This window comes from Hymenobacter sp. BT559, assembly GCF_017571525.1.
Lineage (GTDB): Bacteria > Bacteroidota > Bacteroidia > Cytophagales > Hymenobacteraceae > Hymenobacter > Hymenobacter ginsengisoli.
In genome coordinates this window covers 249,244-266,892 of record NZ_JAGETY010000007.1, presented here as the reverse complement: position 1 = coordinate 266,892, position 17,649 = coordinate 249,244, and the positions used below count along the sequence as shown (strand labels likewise).

Here is a 17,649-nt window from a genome sequence, read left to right as displayed (position 1 = left end):
TATGAATCCCTCCACCCCTCCCAAGGGAAGCCTTGAAGAGTTATTTCGCCATCACTTGCTGGAAAGCGAGGCGGCGGCCGTGCGCCCACGCCCGCAGGTGTGGGAGCAGGTCGATAACAGCCTGCTGCTAGCCCAAAACGAGAAGTACCGCCGCCGGCTGCTAGCTTATCGCTGGGCGATAGCAGCTAGCCTATTGTTGGCCTCGCTGGCCGGGGGCGGCTGGTGGCGCAGCCAGTACCATGCGGCGGGGGCACCCTCGCTGGCGCATGCTACCACGCAGCCCAGGCAGGCTACCGTGCCGGCCGGCGCCACATCTACTGCTTCATTCTCTACTCCTAACGCATCTGCTATCGACCAAACTGCTACGCTTTCGGCTTCAGCCTCTTCTATTGCTACCACCACTGCTGCAACCTCGGCCGGCCGCCGGCCGGGTGCCGCGCCTGCGGCCAGCTACGTGGCGCACGCGCTCCGTACTGTCCGCAGCCGGGCACGCGGCGGGCTAGCGGTAGCCTTAGCTCAACCGCAAACAACTGGTGCTGGCCAGGCGGCAAGCGCGAATGTCCCTGGCATAGCCCTGGCTGCTACGGCCCGCACTGTCATTCCCGTTCGTGCGGGACAGGTGAGCTCAGGGCAGCCGTCGGGCTTGCTGCCTGCGCAGGATGCGCTGGCTTTGGCTGGTACCGCAAGCGCTTCCACCGCTGCTATAAACGAAGAAGCTAATCTTGCCACAGCTACTACGGCTGCAACTAGCGAATCTGCATTGGCTGCTCGCTGGGCCAGCCTGGCGGCGCCCACGGCGGCCGGGCTGCCTGCCAGCCTGCCCGAAGTAGCCGTAGCCCCCGGCCCGCCGCTGGAGTTGGCCCGCCGCTGGCAGTATGGGCTCACGTATGCGGCCAGTGCTTACCAGCCCAACATCGACTGGACCAAGCCAGCACTCCCAACTTATAACACGGCGCTAGGGGCTAACTCGGCCAGCCTTACCCACTCGGCGGCAGTCGAATACCGCGACAACCTACGGCCGGGCCTGGGCCAGCGCCTGAGCCTGTGGGCCACCCACCGCCTCGGCAATGGCCGCTGGAGCCTGCGCACCGGCCTCGAAGTGGCCCAGAACACGGCTACTTCAGCCAGCTCGATGGCCTTCGTGGGCGAGCCGGTGGCCGATGTGAGCTACACGCAGGCCGGCTTCGCCTACTCGCCGGCTAGCGCCAGCAGCGCCCGCCACTTGCAGCGCACTTCTTACCGCTACCGCTCGGTGAGCGTGCCCGCCGAGGTGCGCTATTCCAACCCGCTCAAAACAGGCTTCTCCTTTTACGGCCGGGTCGGGGCCTTCGTATCGGCGCTGCTCAATGTGCGCAGTGAGGTAGATGGCAACCCCGAGGCAGCCCGCACCTACACGCTGCAGTCGGCCAGCACGCCCTACCGGCCCTATTCGGGCGGGCTGCGCGGCGGCATGGGCATGCAGTATCGGCCGGCCGGCCACCAGTGGTCGCTCAATTTTGGACCGGTGGCCGAGCTGGGCATCCTGAGCCTCAATGCTGACCCTAGCCAGGATTTTTGGGGCCAGCAGCGGCCCTACAGCTTCGGCCTCGAAGCCGGCATGGAGCTTGGGCGGGGGTTTAAACTCCAGTAGCCCTTAAGGTCTGCTATCACCACACGCTCACCGTCCTTTTCCACGCTCATGTCGCTTCTTCTAAGATTAGTGCTGGTAGTACTGGCAGGCGCATTGCTGCTGGGTGCCCGGCAAGCTACGCAGCAGCTTACTCATACCGCCAGCATGAGGCTAGCCAAGTAACCACCTGCTAGGGCAGCTTTCTTTTAACTTTTCAGCGCGCTTCCCGATGAGAAAGCTACGGTACCTATTGCTACTAAGCCTGCCGCTGGTGGCTTTTCAATGCGGCAAAAAGGAAGCAGCTACTCCCACCGCTCCCTGCCCGGGCAATCCGGACGCGCTAGCCCGCAAAATTGCCGAGCTGCAAGCCAAACCCAAAGGCAACCCAGCCTACGCTATCTGGGCCTACACCTGGAACGGCCAGCAGGTGTACCTGGCCTCCGACCAAACGTGCTGCGACCAGTATCTCACGCTTTACGACGCGTGCTTTAACCCGCTGTGCGCCCCTAGCGGCGGCATTTCGGGTAAAGGCGACGGGCGCTGCCCCGACTTTTACCAGCAGGCCACCAACCAGCAGTTGGTGTGGCGCGACCCGCGCTAGCCTTTTTTGGCAACTGCAGAAACCTCAGCCGGTGGTTTGGGGTTAAGGAGGTTGGCCCATTTTTGCCCGCCTTTGCATGTCGACTTACCAGCTTACTTCTGAATTTAAACCCACCGGCGACCAGCCAACGGCCATTGCCCAGCTCGTGCAGGGCGTGAATGCGGGCGAGCCGGCCCAGGTGCTGCTAGGGGCCACCGGCACGGGCAAAACCTTCACGATGGCCAACGTGATTGCCGAAACCGGCAAGCCGGCCCTCGTGCTGTGCCACAACAAGACCCTGGCCGCCCAGCTCTACGGCGAGTTTAAGGCGTTCTTTCCCCAGAATGCGGTCGAGTACTACATCAGCTACTACGACTACTATCAGCCCGAGGCGTACATTGCCAGCTCGGACGTCTTCATTGAGAAGGACTTAGCTATCAACGAAGAGATTGAGAAGTTGCGGCTGCATTGCACCTCTACCCTACTCAGTGGGCGGCGCGATGTGGTGGTGGTGGCATCGGTGTCGTGCATCTACGGCATCGGCAACCCCGAGGAGTTTGGCAAAAACGTCATTTTCCTGGCGCCCGGCCTGCGGTACTCGCGCAATAACCTGCTCTACCAGTTTGTGCAGATTCTGTACTCGCGCACCGAAGTAGAGTTTACCAGGGGTTCGTTTCGGGTGAAAGGCGACACGGTGGACGTGTTTCCGGCCTACGCCGATTTTGCCTACCGCATCTATTTCTTCGGCGATGAGATTGAGGCCATTCAGAAGATTGACCCGGCCAGCGGCAAAAAGCTGAGCGACGAGAAGAACATGACGCTGTACCCGGCCAACCTCTTCGTGACGGGCAAGGAAACGCTGAACACCGCCATCAAGGAAATCCAGGATGACATGGTGCAGCAACACAAGTACTTCGAGAAGGAAGGCCGCGATGTGGAAGCCAAGCGCATTCAGGAGCGCACCGAGTTTGACCTGGAGATGATACGGGAGCTAGGGTACTGCTCGGGCATTGAGAACTATTCGCGCTACTTCGACCGGCGCGAGCCAGGCTCGCGGCCGTTCTGCCTGCTCGACTACTTCCCCGACGACTACCTGCTGGTGGTGGATGAGAGCCACGCTACCATCCCGCAAATCCGGGCCATGTGGGGTGGCGACCGCTCGCGCAAGACCGCGCTTATTGAGTACGGCTTCCGCCTGCCGTCGGCGTTTGACAACCGGCCCCTGACCTTCAACGAGTTTGAGAGCATGTACCGGCAGGCCGTGTACGTGAGCGCTACGCCGGCCGACTACGAGCTGACCCAGGCTAACGGGGTAGTGGTCGAGCAGATTATCCGCCCGACCGGCCTGCTCGACCCCGAAATTGACCTGCGCCCCAGCATCAACCAGATTGATGACCTGCTCGACGAAGTAGACAACCGCGTGAAGGCTGGCGACCGCGTGCTGGTGACCACCCTCACCAAGCGCATGGCCGAGGAGCTGAGCAAGTACATGGAGCGCCTGGGCATCAAGGTCGAGTACATCCACTCGGATGTGAAGACCCTCGACCGCGTAGAGATTTTGCGGCGGCTGCGGCTAGGGGAGGTCGATGTGCTTATCGGTGTAAACCTCCTTCGCGAAGGCCTTGATTTGCCGGAGGTTAGCCTGGTTGCCATTTTGGATGCCGATAAGGAAGGCTTCCTGCGCGACCAGCGCTCGCTGATTCAGACCATGGGCCGGGCGGCACGTAACGAACGCGGCAAGGTTATCCTCTACGCCGACCGCGTGACGGGCTCGATGCAGCGTGCGATGGACGAAACCAACCGCCGTCGCGCCACCCAGATGGCGTATAACGAGGAGCACGGAATCACGCCGCGCACGGTGCGCAAGAGCCACGCCCAGATTATGGGCCAAACCGACCTGGCCGACTACCGCGTGGTGGAAACGCAGGCCCCCGCTACGACCTACGCCGAAGGCGGGGCTTCACTAGCCCTCGCTGCCGAGCCGGTAGTGGCTATGATGAACCGCGCCGAACTCGAGAAGCTCATCAAAACTACTGAGAAGCAGATGGAAGCTGCCGCTAAGGAGCTCGACTTTTTGCAGGCTGCCAAGCTGCGCGACGAGCTAGGGGCGCTGCGGCAAATGCTTAAGAGCAAGCGCGACTAATTTTTAGCAGCGGCAGTAAGATTCTGTCTGTCAAAGAGTTGACAACCAATGTATAGCCGGGTTAGCGCTAATAATTTTTACCTACACAATAACCCACTGATTATCAAGCTCGTTAGCAAAGGACATTTAGCCACCTTTTCCTTTCACGAGTATGAAACGCACCAACATCTCTTGGCTGGCAGGCGCGGCGCTTTGCGCATCGCTCAGCTTCTTAGGCGCCTGCGCCACAACGGGCGCCGACGGCACCTCGGGTAGTACTTCGGGCAGCACATCGGGGTCTACCTCAGGCAGCAGCACTACGGGAACCACCTCAGGGTCTACCTCGGGCAGCACGACCACGGGTACCACTTCGGGCACAACTTCCGGAACTACTTCGGGTAGCACAACCGGCTCAACCACCGGCACTACTACCTAGCCGAGGCTCTCTGCAGCAGCTTACCATGCGCGCAGGCAAAAGCGTCCTTACACTCCACAACGGGAATGTAAGGACGCTTTTGCGCGCGGCGACCAGGCTTTAACTTGCTTGTTTACGGGCGCGCTTGGCGGCGGTAGTGTTTGCTACAGTGTGCTCACCGGCTTTAGAGCCAGCCTGTTTTTTGGCATTGGTTGCTTTTTTCTCGGCATCAGTCAGCTTACTCCACGCTTTAGCAGGTAGGTAGCGGGCAGTGCCATTAGCGCGCCGGGCAGGCTTGTCATCGGCAGTTTGCCAGTCCTGCTCCGTCCACTGATGCAGGCTTTTTTGCTTCGAGTTGGGGTGGCGCTGCAGGTAGCCGCCACCTGCTTTTTGGTAGGCTAGCGTGAGCAGCTGCGACTTACGGGCACTCCAGGTGCCAGGCTCGCCGCCTTTGGGGGCAGACCGAATCTCGGCTTTGAGGCGCTCCCGCAGGGCGGGGTCGGTATAGGTATTTTCGTCGGTGCGGCGGCGCGCAGCAGGGCGGGTTTTCGTACGCTTGCGAGCCGTGGTGCTACTGGCAGAGGCGTCGGGGGCAGGGGTCTTCATCAGGGGGCCAAAAAAGTAGAACACTTGACCTACGCCGGAAAACCAGTGAGGTTGCACTCTGTAAGCCAATTTTATTATTTGTTTAACATTCATTATCAATTTGTTGAACAAATGGTTGCTTTCTTCTGCCCTATCCTATTAGTAGCATTGGAGCTGGCAAAACCTGAGCTTGGTAACCGCGGCCGGGCTAGCGGCGTAAGGCGCCATAGTCGTCTCTGAACTCCGCTTCTATGCCAAAAAAACTACTAGGGTTGCTGCTGCTCTTAAGCCTTGCATTATCGGGGAGGGCGCAGCGCGTGGGGGTGGTGCTCAGCGGCGGTGGGGCCAAAGGCCTGGCGCACGTAGGGGTACTTAAACAGCTGGAAGCCAACGACATTCCGATTGACTATATTGTGGGCAATAGCATGGGCGCGGTGGTAGGCGCCATGTACGCAGCCGGCTACTCGCCCCGCGACATCGAGCAGATTGTGCTATCGCCCGAGTTTCAGAACTGGGCTACGGGCAAAGTGCTGCCCGACAAAACCTTCAATTTTCTTACGGCCGAGCCCTCGCCCTCGTCGCTGCGGCTAGGGCTATCTATCGACTCTACATTCAAGGCCAGCATCTCGCCTACCCTGGTCAACGACCTGAACCTCAACTTTGCGCTGGCGCGGCTGCTAGCCCCGTCCGCCGCCGCGGCCAAGTACAACTTCGACAACCTGTTTGTGCCCTACCGATGCCTGGCCACAGAGGTGTTTACGCGCAAGGAAGTAGTGCAAAAGTCGGGGCTGCTTTCGGATGCCGTACGCAACTCGATGACCTATCCGCTGGCCTTCCGGCCCATCCGCAACCTCGATGGGCGCTACCTATTCGACGGCGCCGTGCTCGACAACTTCCCCACCGACGTGATGCGGCAGGATTTCAAGCCCGACATTATTATCGGCGTGAACGTGGGCGATGTGGCCCTGAAAAAGTACCCGTTCAAAAACGACGATGCGCTGCTCACGAGCACCCTCGTTTTTTTGGGCAGCAGCGTGGCCGATACCAACAGCGTGGGCAAAAACGGCATTTACATTCAGCCCGCGCTGGGCAGCCTGGGGGCGGCCGACTTCGACAAGGTGCGGGCGCTCATTGCCAAGGGCGACACGGCCACCCAGCTCAAGATGGCCGAGATAAAGCAGCGCATAAGTCGGCGCGTCGATACGGTGGCTTTGCAGCAGCGCCGGCTGGCCTTCCAGCAGAGCGTGCCCGCGCCGCGCTTCGTGAAGGTGGAAGTACAGGGCCTGCGCCCCGACCAAAACGAGTATGCCCGGCGGTTTTTCCGCAAGAATGGCTCGACGTATAGCATTGATGACCTGGAGGAAGGCTACTACCGCCTGGCGTCGGATGACTACTTCCGCAACATCTATCCCCGCATTCGCTACGATGAGGCCCTGAAGGGCTATGTATTTAGCGTAGATGCGCAGCGCAACAACAACATTGCCACCGAGATAGGCTTTACGCTTAGCTCCCGGCCCATCGAGAGCCTGTACCTGGGGGTGGAGTTTCGCTACTTGCGGCAGCTGCTCTACTCGGCGTCGGCCAACGTGAGCGTGGGGCGGTTTTACAACGGCGCCCAGGGCACCTTTCGGCTGAACGCACCGGGCCGGCTGCCCTTTTACATTGCGCCGCTCGTGACGTACAACCTCTGGGATTACCAGCAAACGAGCGTGCTCCTGAAAGATGACGCCCTGAGCACCCAGGTGCGGCAGAATGACACGAAAATAGGTGCCCAGATTGGGGTATCGCCGCGCTACCGCTCGCGCCTGGTGCTCGATGTGGGCGCGTTTTACAACGTAGACAACTACTCGAATATCGTAGATAAGATTTCGCCTTCGGCCGTGCTCGACCGCACGTCATTTAAAGGGGGCACGGCGGCGCTGCGTTTTGCCCGCAACTCACTCAACCGCAAGCAGTACGCTACAGCGGGCCGGCGGGCCGTGGTTACGGTGCGGGCCGTGACGGGCACCGAGGTGTTCGACCCCGGCTCCACATCGCTGTTTCAGGACCAGGGCGAGCGCTCGCGTCACCACCAGTGGCTGCAGTTTCGGGGCACCTACGAGCGCTACCGCGCCCTCAAGAAAGAGAAGTCGGCCTGGGGCTACTTTGGCGAGCTAAGCCTCAGTGGCCAGGGCACCTTCTTCAACTACCGCTCGTCGCTGACCACGGCGCCTATTTTTGCGCCGCTGCCCGACTCGCGCACCCGGTTTTTGGAGCGCTACCGCTCGCCCAATTTCGCGGCCGTTGGGCTGCGCTACTCGCAGGCCGTGCTGGGCAAGCTGGAGTGGCGCTCCGAGGTATTTACCCACGTAAACTTTGCCGAGCTGGTTGATAACGAGCAGGTGGCCGAGCGCCGGTCGGGCGTGAGCCGGCCCTACCTCACGGCCTCCACCGGGCTCATTTTCACTACTCCGGTGGGGCCGCTAGCCTTGCACGCCCTGTACTACGATACCTCCACCCCTAGCAACCGCTTTGGGGTGTATGCCCACCTGGGCTACATCCTGTTCCGCAGCCGCTCGCTCGAATAGGGGCTAGCCCGCCTGGGTCACGGGTGCCGGGCGAGGCCCGATGGAGGGCGTACCCACGTGCGGCCAGCCCGCCTCATCGTACTGCACTTTATCGAGCAGCAGCACGCGGCGCGAATAGCCTTGCTCGTTGTTTATGGCATCGAAGGTGGGTTGCTCGCGGTCGATGGCGTGGTACAGCAGCCAGTCTTGCCCCGCCGCGTCGGTCACGAGGCAGTTGTGGCCGGGCGCCTGCCAGCGCTGGTTTTCGCTGAGAATAGTGCCGGCTGTGCCAGTAGCTTCAGCCAGGGTTTCGTAGGGGCCGGTGGCAGCGCGGGCACGGGCCACCAGCACGGCGTAGCGCGCATCGGGGCCGCAGCAGTTGTCGCCCGAGTAGAAGAGGTAGTACCAGCCAGCGTGCCAGTGCACCCAGCTGCCTTCAATGAGGTAGCCATACGAGGCGTAGTCGGTGGCCGAGCGGGGCGCCAGCACTACTGCTTCGGTGCTGCCCGGCGCAAAGCTGAGGCCATCGGGGGCCAGCGCCCGCACGCGCAGTGGCCCGAAGCCTGAGCCCCAAAACAGCAGTTGCTGGCCGGTGCCGGGCTCTACAAAGCGCATGGGGTCAATGTTCTCGAAGCCCGGCCCGCCCGCCAGCAACGGCTGCCCACTGTCTACGAAGGGCCCGGTGGGCTGCGTGGCCACGGCCACTCCCAGGCACAGGCCTGCTAGGGGGTCGTTAGGCTGCGCCGAGTAATAGAGCAGGTAGCGGCCATCGGGGTGGCGGCTCACATCGGGCGCCCAAAAGCGCTGGCTGGTAGCGGCCCACGTGGGCTTTTGCGGCAGGGCCTCGCCCAGGTGCTCCCAGTCGACCAAGTCCTTCGAGCGAGCCACCTGAAAATTGAGAATCTTACCCTTATAGCGGGTTTGAGTGGCGTAGGCGTAGTAGTAGCCATCGGGCGCCAGCAGCACGCTAGGGTCCGGAAAGTCATTGTCCAGCACCGGATTCTGGTAGGTGGCTGCGGGGTGCGCGTTCTCAGGTGGCGTGTTCATAGCACAACATCGCTAGCGTACTGATCCTTAAATATTTCCTCTGGTGCCTCCAGCGGCAGCAGGTGCCCCGCGCCCGGCACTACTACCAGCGATGTGCCGGCCGGCAGCAGCGGTAGGGTCTGCGCGCGCTGCGTAGCCAGCGAGATAGCCCGGTCATTCTCGCCCACCAGCAAGCGGCAGGGTACTGCTATTTGCGTCATTTGGGTCGTTATATCCTCGCGCGAGCCGCTTAGCAGCCAAGCCTCCCAGGCGGCGCGGGTGGTGCGCAGGTTGTCGGCCACTACCTGCTGGCGCTCGGCCTCGGGCAGCGGAATGCTGGTGATTTTTGAGAAGGTCTTTTCGGCCTCGGCGGGCTGGCCATAGGCGGCCAGGCTAGCGGCGCGGTCGGCGTCGCTGATAGGCTCGGGGCTGGGCGGCGAGGGCGATAGCAGCAGCACGCCCCGCAGCCCGGCGGGGCGGCGGGCGGCCAGCAGCAACGCTATCTTGCCACCCATGCTGTGCCCCAGCAAGTGGTAGTCTTCCAGCTCATTATGCTCGATATACGCGGCCACCCAGTCGGCGTAGCTAGCTACTGAGTAGTCGAAGCCGGCCGGGGCGGCTTCGTCGCCAAAGCCGGGCAGGTCGGGGGCTAGCAGGTGACTGCCCGGCGGCAGCAGCGGCCGAAGCAGCTCAAATTCGCGGCCGGAGCCTGCCCAGTAGTGCAAGGCGAGGAAGGTAGTCATAGGGGCAAGGTTGGCTGGTGCCACGATGCTTTACGCACCTGCCGGGTGCTGGTTGAAAGCCTGGCCCGCTTAAAAAGCACCGCAGACTTCCAAAACAAAAAATAGTTGCACCGGGCAACCGGCATAGTTGTAAAATTCGGGCGTGTGCTGCTACATTTGGCTCGATTATGGAGGCTTCATTTGCCCCTCACTCCAACCTTTTTTCTCAACGCTGCACACTATCGACCAAAAGCTCTACGTTTCCCCTATACCCCGTAGTTCTTTATGGAACCTCTGCAGCCGAGCGACTCCGCGCTCATCGACCTCTACCTGGCCGGCCGCGAAGCGGCATTTGCCCAGCTGCTCCAGCGCTACCAGGCGCGGGTCTACACCACTATTCAGCTGGTGGTGCGCGACGAAAACCTGGCCGACGACCTGACCCAGGATACGTTTATCAAAGCCATTCACACGCTTAAAAGCGGGCGCTACCAGGACGAGGGCAAATTTGGCTCCTGGCTGTGCCGTATTGCCCACAATTTGGCCATTGATGCGTTTCGGCGCGCAAAAAGAGCGCCCCAAACGAGCCTCGATGACAACATGGGGCTAGCTAATTCGTTACACATCTCAGAAGAGTCGGCCGACGATACGCTGAGCCGTGAGGAAAGCCACGCGCACCTACGCCAACTCATTCAGGAACTACCCGCTGCCCAGAAAGAAGTGCTGCTGATGCGCCACTACGGCGACATGAGCTTTCAGGAGATAGCTGACGCAACCGGCGTAAGCATCAATACCGCGCTGGGCCGCATGCGTTATGCCCTTATTAACCTGCGGAAAAAAATGGCCGCCCATTCGCTCCTTTATGATTCAAACCTTACCCCACCCGACGTTGCTTCGCTACGTGTACAACGAATTGCCAGCTGATGAACAGCATGAGGTAGAGGATGCCCTGCTGCACGACCCCGAGCTAGCCGCCACCTGCGCCGACCTGCTCTTGGCCCAGCGTACCCTCGACCACCTGGTGCACGCCCCGCGGCCCGACACCACGGCCGCCATCTTGCAGTACTCGCGCACGTTTATGCGCTAGGGCCTGCGCTGTCGTCGCTAGTTATAAGAACGTCATACTGCGCTTGGCGCGGCATGGCGTTCTTTTTTGTTTGGTTAATTTTGTTGAAAGCCTAGTTGGGCTGGTTTCTTCCGCATGACTCGCCCCGAACGGTTCCGCCGCTTTCTCGACTACTTCACGACTGCCTTCCCCGAGCCCAAAACCGAGCTGGCTTACCGTAACCCCTATGAGCTAATAGTGGCCGTAGTGCTGAGCGCGCAGTGCACCGACAAGCGCGTGAACCAGGTGATGCCCGCGCTGCTCGAACAGTTTCCGACTGCCGCCGAGCTGGGCGTAGCCACGGCCGACGATATTTTCCCGTTTATCCGCAGCGTATCGTACCCCAACAACAAGGCCAAGCACTTGGCTGGCCTGGGCAAGCTGCTTCTGGAGGAATTTGAAGGGGAAGTGCCTAGCACTATTGAGGAATTGCAACGCCTGCCCGGCGTGGGCCGCAAAACAGCCAACGTAGTCGTGTCGGTGATTTACAATCAGCCCGCGATGGCCGTCGATACGCACGTCTTCCGGGTATCGCACCGGCTGGGGCTGGTGCCCAAAACCGCTACTACCCCCCTAGCCGTGGAGCGGGCCCTGGTGAAGTACACTCCGCAGGAAGTTATTCCGAAGGCCCACCATTGGCTGATTTTGCACGGGCGCTACATCTGCGTGGCCCGCACGCCCAAGTGCAGCATTTGCCCGCTCACCGACTTTTGCGCCTACTACGCCAAGGTGGTGGCGCCGGGGCTAGCGCCAGCGGCGGGCAAGCCTTCGGCAAAAAGCCAGCTATAAGCGGCCGCGAACTCGCGGCGCCAAAACCACTCGGCGTGCTGCCCATCGGCTAGGGCAGCAAAATGCAGATTAGCTGTCGGCACGCCGGCGTTGTGCAGCGCGTCGCGCACGGCGGCCATCAGCGGCACCATAGTTGGGCTTTCCTGGGTGCCGCACATGAAGTACCAGCGCGTGTCGGGATGGGGCGCGTGTTGAGCTATATAAGCCAGCAGCGACTGCCCGGCAAACCAATAAGCCGGCGAGAACACGCCCACCCGCCCAAACACCGCCGGGTAGCGCAGGGCCGCATACGTAGCCAGCAGCCCGCCCATGCTCGAACCCAGAATACCGGTGGCCTCACGCTCGGGCCGGGTGCGGTAGTGGTGGTCGATGTAGGGCTTCAGGGTTTTCACCAAAAACTCGGCGTATTGGTCGCCCTCGCCGCCGCGGCCGGTGCGGCGGTTGCGCCAGGGCGAGTACTCGTCGAGGCGGTGCTTGGTGCCATTATCTACGGCCACCACCAGGCAGCCGCCTAGGTCGTAGCCGCTGGCCGCCAGGGCATCCAGGGTTTCATCGACGCCCCATTCGCCGGCGAAGGAGGTGTATTGGTCAAACACATTCTGGCCGTCTTGCAGGTAGAGCACGGGGTAGTAGCTAGCCCCCTCGGCGTAGCCGGGCGGCAGGTACACCCACACGCGCCGCGTGCGCCGCAGCTGCGGCATGGCAAAGGCGGGGCTGATAATGTGCACATTAGGCGAGGCCGAGTGCTGGCGCGGCGGAATAAAGCCACCCTGGTCTTCCCAATTGAGTACCTGTAGCTGCACCTCGCGCGGGCCTTGGCCGAAGATATAGCGCCGGTTGGGCACGGCCAGGTTGTCGGCATCGGTTTCGATGGTCGTCCAGCTGCCGCGGCACAGCTTGTAGTCGAGGGTGCCGCGGCCAGGCAGCAGCGTGAGGTAGTAGCTGCCATCAGCTGGGTTCAGGCTAAAGGCATAGGCCGGGTCGTCGGTAGTCCAGCCGTTGCAGGTGCCGGTGAGGTAGATGGTAGCTCCAGCCGGGGTGTTGGCCGGCACGCTGGTGAGCCGGAACGTGACTGGCGCACGCGCCGCCCGGCGGCCCAACTGGCGCGCCAAGCGGGAGAAAATCTTCTTCACAACAGCCCTAGACATAGGAAAAACAACTGCTTTGGCTTCTATAGTATTCTGCGCGGCCTTGCTGATTAATGGGCCTTTATTTCGCTATAAGGCCGGCTTTTATGAAAATAACATGAGTTTTAGTGGCCAGTACTACGCAACCTATTCTAGCAATGAATGCTCATTATAGCTGATTATGTTGCTTCTTGCCGCTTCTTACCAAGCTCAGTACGTGCAACATGTGCTTGGCCGGCTACCTCGACCTTCCTATTACTTATGAAGACCTTAGCTTACTTTGGATGCCTTGGCTTAGTGCTTGGGCTGGCAGCCCCTGGCAAAGCAGGGGCCCAGGTACGAGCCGACTCCAGCACCTCGGTAAGGGCCATAGCTGCCGCTCGCCAGGTCTACGCGGGCGCAGTACAGCCCGAGTCAGTGTTATTCAATGGTTCGGAGTACGTAGATTACAGCAAGCCGGGCAGCATCGGGCACCAGTTCTTTCTGGATGCGAATCCGCAGATGGGTACTATCGTGTATCGCCAGGGCTCTTTTCAGGACGTGCTGCTGCGCTACGACCTGCTGCTAGACCAAGTGGTAATGACCTACCCGGGGCAGACCGCCGTTGTCACCCTAGTACCAGACTTTATCAGCAGCTTCACGCTGGGCAGCCATCAGTTTGCCCGAATACGGGCCGACTCGACAACCAGTCGGATAATGCCAACGGGCTTTTATGAGGTGCTGCTGCCGGGCCCGGTAAGCCTGCTGGCCCGCCACACCAAAAGAGTGGAGCAAACCTACGTGCAGCAGAACCTGCGCTTTGAATACCGCCAGGCCGACCAGCTTTTGGTACGCACAGCCAGTGGCGCCGCCGAGGTAAGCAGCCTCAAAGACATGCTAGCCCTCCTGCCCGCTCACAAGGCTGAGGCGCAGCGCTATGCCCGCCAGCATAAGCTGCGCTTTCGGGCGGCGCAGCGCGAGGCCTCGGCCCTCGAGGTGCTACGGTATTACAACACGCTGCCTCAGTAACCGGCTGGCCTACTTTGTTTTTGCTTCTAGACGCCTGCTATGCCCCGTCTCTACCCCTTCCTTTTCCTCTTATTAGGCCTGCTAGTAGCCAACCAAGCCAGCTGGGCCCAACAAACCGAGCCTACTATCAGCGGTGACTTCCGCAACCTGCGCTTTGAGCAGTTTGCGCAGCGCGTGGAGGCCCAAACGCCGTATCGCTTCTTTTTCAGCCCGGCGGCTGTCGATACGGTAACTGTGCAGGTACAGGCCAGCAACCTGGCCCTAATTGCTTTACTAAAGCAGGTATTTGTACATTCCTCGCTCCAGTTCGCCATCGACGAGGCAACGCATCGCGTGTTCATTACGCCCGAGTACCCCCTGCAAACCCAAATAGCGCCCGATTTTTTTGAGCAAGCGCCCACTGGCACTATGCTACCAGCAGCGGCTGCCACTACCGGCCCAAGCCGCGGCAACAGGCTCCCGGCCACGGGCACGTCAGAATTCAGGGTGTATGATATAGGACCGCGCCAAGTGGCCCCGGCTAGCGGGCGCGCCACCATCACGGGCACGGTGCGCACGGCCGGGACGCGGAGCGAGCCGGTAGTCGGGGCGGCTGTGTTTATTGACTCGCCCAACATCGGCACGGCCACCGACCGGCAGGGAAACTACTCGCTCACAGTGCCGGTGGGGCGGCACAACCTCAACATCCGGGGCATTGGCATCAGGAGCACGCGGCGCCAGCTAGTAGTTCACGCCGATGGCCGCTTCGACCTGGAGGTAGCCACCGATGCGGCAGCGCTGCAAGAAGTAGTGGTAGAGGGGCAAAAAGACCGCAATGTGCGCGGCATGCAGATGGGCGTGCAACTGCTGGATATCAAGACCATTAAGCAGGTGCCCACCGTGTTTGGCGAGGCCGACCTGCTGCGTGTGGTGATGGCGCTGCCCGGTGTAAAAACCGTGGGCGAAGGCAGCACCGGCATGAGTGTGCGCGGCGGCGGCACCGACCAGAACCTGGTGCTCTTCAACGGTGCCACTATTTATAACCCCGCCCACCTGTTCGGCTTCTTCTCGGCTTTTAACCCCGATATGGTGAAGTCGGTGGAGCTCTACAAAAGCGCCATTCCGGCGCGCTACGGCGGGCGGCTGGCCTCGGTGCTCGACATAGTAAGCCGCGAAGGCGACCGCAAAAAGTTTGGCGCCTCGGGGGGCATCGGGCTGCTCACCAGCCGCCTCACGCTCGAAGGGCCCCTGCCCGGTGCCAAAGGGTCTTTCTTAATAAGTGGCCGCACCTCGTACTCCGACTGGCTGCTGCAACGGGTGCCTAGCCCAACGCTGCGCAACAGCGCGGCTTCCTTTTACGACCTGAGCGCTTACCTGACGTACGACCTCAACCCCAAAAATTCGGTTTCGGTGACTGGCTACCTCAGCCACGACCGGTTTCGGCTGGCCAGTGATACCATTTATGAGTACCGCAACCAGGCGGTTAGCCTGAACTGGAAGCATACGTTCAGCCCTAAGCTTGCCAGCGCGGTGCTGGCCACTACCAGCCAGTACGATTTCAGCCTGACCACCACCCGTAATCAGTACAGCGCCTCTTCGTTTGCCTATCGGCTGAGCCAGTCGGCTTTGCAGGCCGATTTTTCTTATTTGGCCACTACCAAGCACACGCTTGAATTTGGGGCTAGCACCCTGCTTTACAATACGGCGCCCGGCGACCAGCAGCCGCTGGGCGACAAGTCGCTGCTACTGCCCACTACCATTCAGCACGAGCGGGCGCTGGAAAGCGGCGTGTATCTCACCGACCGCTTTGACCTGAGCCCGCGCTTTTCGGTGCAGGCCGGGCTGCGCTATTCCTTTTACCAGGCGCTAGGCCCCCGCTTAGTGGCCGACTACCTGCCGGGCCTCTCGCGCAGCGAAAACACCAAGACTGGCTCCTCTACCTATGGCAGCGGGCAGGTGCTGGCCCACTACGCCGGCCCCGAGTGGCGCATCTCGACCAAGCTGGAGCTGACGGCTAACTCGTCGGTGAAGGCCAGCTACAACCGTATGCGCCAGTATATTCATCAGCTGTCGAACACGACCGTAGTGTCGCCCACCGATACCTGGAAGTTGAGCGATGGCTACATCCGCCCGCAGGTGGGCGACCAGGTATCGCTAGGGTACTACCACAACTTCAAGCGCAATACCATCGAGTTTTCGGCCGAGGTCTACTACAAGAAGATTCACGATTTTGTCGACTACAAGAGCGGGGCCGTGCTGCTGCTCAATCCGCACCTCGAAACCGACCTCGTAAACGCCGAAGGCCGCGCCTACGGGGTAGAGCTGCTGCTGCGCAAAAACGTAGGCAAAATCAACGGCTGGCTGAGCTACACCTACGCACGCTCGTTGGTGCAGGTGAACACGGCCACCGATGTAGTGAATGGTGGCAACTGGTACCCTAGCAACTACGACAAGCCGCACGACGTGACCCTGGTGGGCAACTACCGCTTCAGCCGCCGCTTCAATATAGGGCTCAACTTCAACTACAGCACCGGGCGGCCTATCACGCTGCCCCTGGCCAAGTACTACATCGACAATGCGTTGCGCGTGTATTACTCCGACCGCAACATGTACCGGGTGCCCGACTACTACCGCATCGACCTGGCCGTCAATTTTGAGGGCAACCACAAGGTGAAGAAGCTAGCGCACAGCTCCTGGACGGTAGCCGTATATAACCTAACGGGCCGACATAACCCGTATTCAGTTTATTTTCAGACCGTTAATGGGCAGCTAAAAGGATATCAGCTGTCCATCTTCGGCACGCCGATTCCGACTGTCACCTATAATTTTCGCTTTTAATGAGCCGTCCTTCTGCATTTCTCTTGCGCTGGGGTGGCCGGCTGCTGCTGCTGGCCTTAGCCGGATGCGTAGAGCCGTATGTGCCGGCCGTGCTGGATGCACCGGCTAGGTACCTGGTAGTAGATGGCTTCATCAACGGGGCCGGGCGCACGCGCATTACCCTCTCGCGCACCCAGAATATCTCTACCGCCTCGGCCCCGCCCGCCGAGAAGGGCGCCAAAATCACTATCGTGGATGAGAAGGGCGGCAGCTATGCCCTGACCGAGCAGCGCCCGGGCTTTTACGTGTCGGACAGCCTCTTGCTGCCCACCGGCCGGCGCTACCAGCTGCGCATCAGCACGGGAGCAGGCGTAGGTGCGGCCACTAGCTACGAGTCTGACCTGGTGCCGTTGAAAGTGACCCCACCTATTGACAAGCTCGAGTGGATGCGTCAGGACGGGCAGCTTCAATTTCGCTTTAGTACGCACGACCCCAGCGGCGGCTCGCGCTTTTACCGCTGGCGCGCCAGCGAAACCTGGGAGTTTACTGCGCTCTATCAGTCGAATTTAGAGTTTCGCGGCGGAATTATTCAAAACCGTATCACGCCGATTTATACGTGCTGGCACACCGAGCAGCCGAGCACCATCACGCAAACGAGCACGGCCTCGCTGAGCCAGGATGCCCTCACCGAGCAGCAGGTGCTCTCCTTTTCGGAACGGGCTGAGCGGGTCAAGATTCGCTACAGCCTCTTGCTAACGCAGTATGCTGAAACGGCTGAGGAGTTTGCCTACAACGAGATTCTGCGCAAAAACACTGAGGCCGTGGGCACCGTCAATGACCCCTTGCCTTCGCAGCTCACCGGCAATGTGCACCGCGTGGGCAGCCCGCAAGAGCCTGTGCTCGGCTTCGTTGGCGCCCACACGCTACAGAGCCGACGCATCTTCATCAGCCGGCAGGATTTGCCGGCCCACCCGCCAGATTTTTTTGAGAATCCTTACGCAGCCTGCCAGGAGCCCGACACGGCCGAGATTGTGAAGCCCTATAATAAAAACGGGATGCTCTACCCAAAATCGTCCGTATTTGCCGACCCCGACAACGTGCCGACCGACTATGCATACGGGCCAAGCTACGGCTATCCCATCATGGGGTACATTGGGGGAGCGCGCGAGTGCATCGACTGCCGGGTGCGAGGCAGCAATACCAAACCTGCTTACTGGTAAGG

General features: G+C 60.8%; 15 protein-coding genes. 10 read left to right on the top strand and 5 right to left on the bottom strand.

Annotation, left to right across the window (positions count from 1 at the left end):
• The first annotated feature begins 1 nt into the window (after position 1).
• The 3 genes from J4D99_RS12105 (at position 2) to uvrB (ending at position 4,332) form a co-directional block, all read left to right on the top strand.
• Positions 2-1,630, top strand: coding sequence for a hypothetical protein (locus tag J4D99_RS12105; RefSeq protein ID WP_208131971.1), 1,629 nt, complete (start codon positions 2-4; stop codon positions 1,628-1,630).
• A 208-nt stretch (positions 1,631-1,838) separates the two neighbouring features.
• Positions 1,839-2,210: a DUF6970 domain-containing protein gene (locus tag J4D99_RS12100; RefSeq protein ID WP_208131970.1), complete on the top strand. Its 372-nt coding sequence runs from the start codon at positions 1,839-1,841 to the stop codon at positions 2,208-2,210.
• Between the two features lie 76 nt (positions 2,211-2,286).
• Positions 2,287-4,332 (top strand): excinuclease ABC subunit UvrB, encoded by a 2,046-nt coding sequence (gene uvrB / locus J4D99_RS12095; RefSeq protein ID WP_208131969.1) that lies wholly within the window; start codon positions 2,287-2,289, stop codon positions 4,330-4,332.
• A gap of 126 nt (positions 4,333-4,458) precedes the next feature.
• Here uvrB and J4D99_RS12090 read toward each other — a convergent pair whose 3' ends face one another.
• Positions 4,459-4,689 carry a hypothetical protein gene (locus J4D99_RS12090; RefSeq protein ID WP_208131968.1) on the bottom strand — a complete coding sequence of 77 codons (231 nt, stop codon included), beginning with the start codon at positions 4,687-4,689 and terminating at the stop codon, positions 4,459-4,461.
• Between the two features lie 157 nt (positions 4,690-4,846).
• Entirely contained in the window at positions 4,847-5,332 is a 486-nt protein-coding gene (locus J4D99_RS12085; RefSeq protein WP_208131967.1) for a hypothetical protein, read from the bottom strand.
• Between the two features lie 230 nt (positions 5,333-5,562).
• Here J4D99_RS12085 and J4D99_RS12080 point away from each other — a divergent pair, with 230 nt between their 5' ends.
• A complete protein-coding gene (locus tag J4D99_RS12080; protein WP_208131966.1) occupies positions 5,563-7,878 on the top strand; it encodes a patatin-like phospholipase family protein in 2,316 nt (771 codons plus the stop codon).
• A 3-nt stretch (positions 7,879-7,881) separates the two neighbouring features.
• Here the strand turns inward: J4D99_RS12080 and J4D99_RS12075 are convergent, their stop codons facing one another.
• Both J4D99_RS12075 and J4D99_RS12070 read right to left on the bottom strand, forming a co-directional pair.
• Positions 7,882-8,904, bottom strand: coding sequence for a glycoside hydrolase family 43 protein (locus tag J4D99_RS12075; protein WP_208131965.1), 1,023 nt, complete (start codon positions 8,902-8,904; stop codon positions 7,882-7,884).
• Positions 8,901-9,626, bottom strand: coding sequence for an alpha/beta fold hydrolase (locus tag J4D99_RS12070; RefSeq protein ID WP_208131964.1), 726 nt, complete (start codon positions 9,624-9,626; stop codon positions 8,901-8,903). The genes J4D99_RS12075 and J4D99_RS12070 overlap by 4 nt, the downstream gene beginning before the upstream one ends.
• A gap of 264 nt (positions 9,627-9,890) precedes the next feature.
• On the opposite strand from J4D99_RS12070, the gene J4D99_RS12065 reads away from it, so the two are divergent.
• The 3 genes from J4D99_RS12065 (at position 9,891) to nth (ending at position 11,496) form a co-directional block, all read left to right on the top strand.
• On the top strand, positions 9,891-10,526 hold the full coding sequence (locus tag J4D99_RS12065) for an RNA polymerase sigma factor (RefSeq protein WP_208131963.1): 636 nt from the start codon (positions 9,891-9,893) through the stop codon (positions 10,524-10,526).
• Entirely contained in the window at positions 10,504-10,689 is a 186-nt protein-coding gene (locus J4D99_RS12060) for a hypothetical protein (RefSeq protein ID WP_208131962.1), read from the top strand. Before J4D99_RS12065 ends, J4D99_RS12060 begins: the two co-directional genes overlap by 23 nt.
• A gap of 114 nt (positions 10,690-10,803) precedes the next feature.
• Positions 10,804-11,496: an endonuclease III gene (gene nth / locus J4D99_RS12055; protein WP_208131961.1), complete on the top strand. Its 693-nt coding sequence runs from the start codon at positions 10,804-10,806 to the stop codon at positions 11,494-11,496.
• On the opposite strand, the gene J4D99_RS12050 is transcribed toward nth, so the two are convergent.
• On the bottom strand, positions 11,427-12,644 hold the full coding sequence (locus tag J4D99_RS12050) for an alpha/beta hydrolase-fold protein (RefSeq protein WP_208131960.1): 1,218 nt from the start codon (positions 12,642-12,644) through the stop codon (positions 11,427-11,429). The genes nth and J4D99_RS12050 overlap by 70 nt on opposite strands.
• 240 nt (positions 12,645-12,884) lie before the next feature.
• Between J4D99_RS12050 and J4D99_RS12045 the strand changes: the two genes are divergently transcribed.
• Genes J4D99_RS12045 through J4D99_RS12035 form a run of 3 tightly spaced genes read left to right on the top strand, consistent with a single transcriptional unit; the run spans position 12,885 to position 17,647 of the window.
• Positions 12,885-13,631, top strand: a complete 747-nt coding sequence (locus J4D99_RS12045; protein ID WP_208131959.1) for a cupredoxin domain-containing protein — start codon at positions 12,885-12,887, stop codon at positions 13,629-13,631.
• A 39-nt stretch (positions 13,632-13,670) separates the two neighbouring features.
• Entirely contained in the window at positions 13,671-16,448 is a 2,778-nt protein-coding gene (locus J4D99_RS12040) for a TonB-dependent receptor (RefSeq protein WP_208131958.1), read from the top strand.
• Complete coding sequence (locus tag J4D99_RS12035) at positions 16,448-17,647, top strand: DUF4249 domain-containing protein (RefSeq protein WP_208131957.1); 1,200 nt, start codon at positions 16,448-16,450, stop codon at positions 17,645-17,647. Before J4D99_RS12040 ends, J4D99_RS12035 begins: the two co-directional genes overlap by 1 nt.
• Positions 17,648-17,649: the final 2 nt, after the last annotated feature.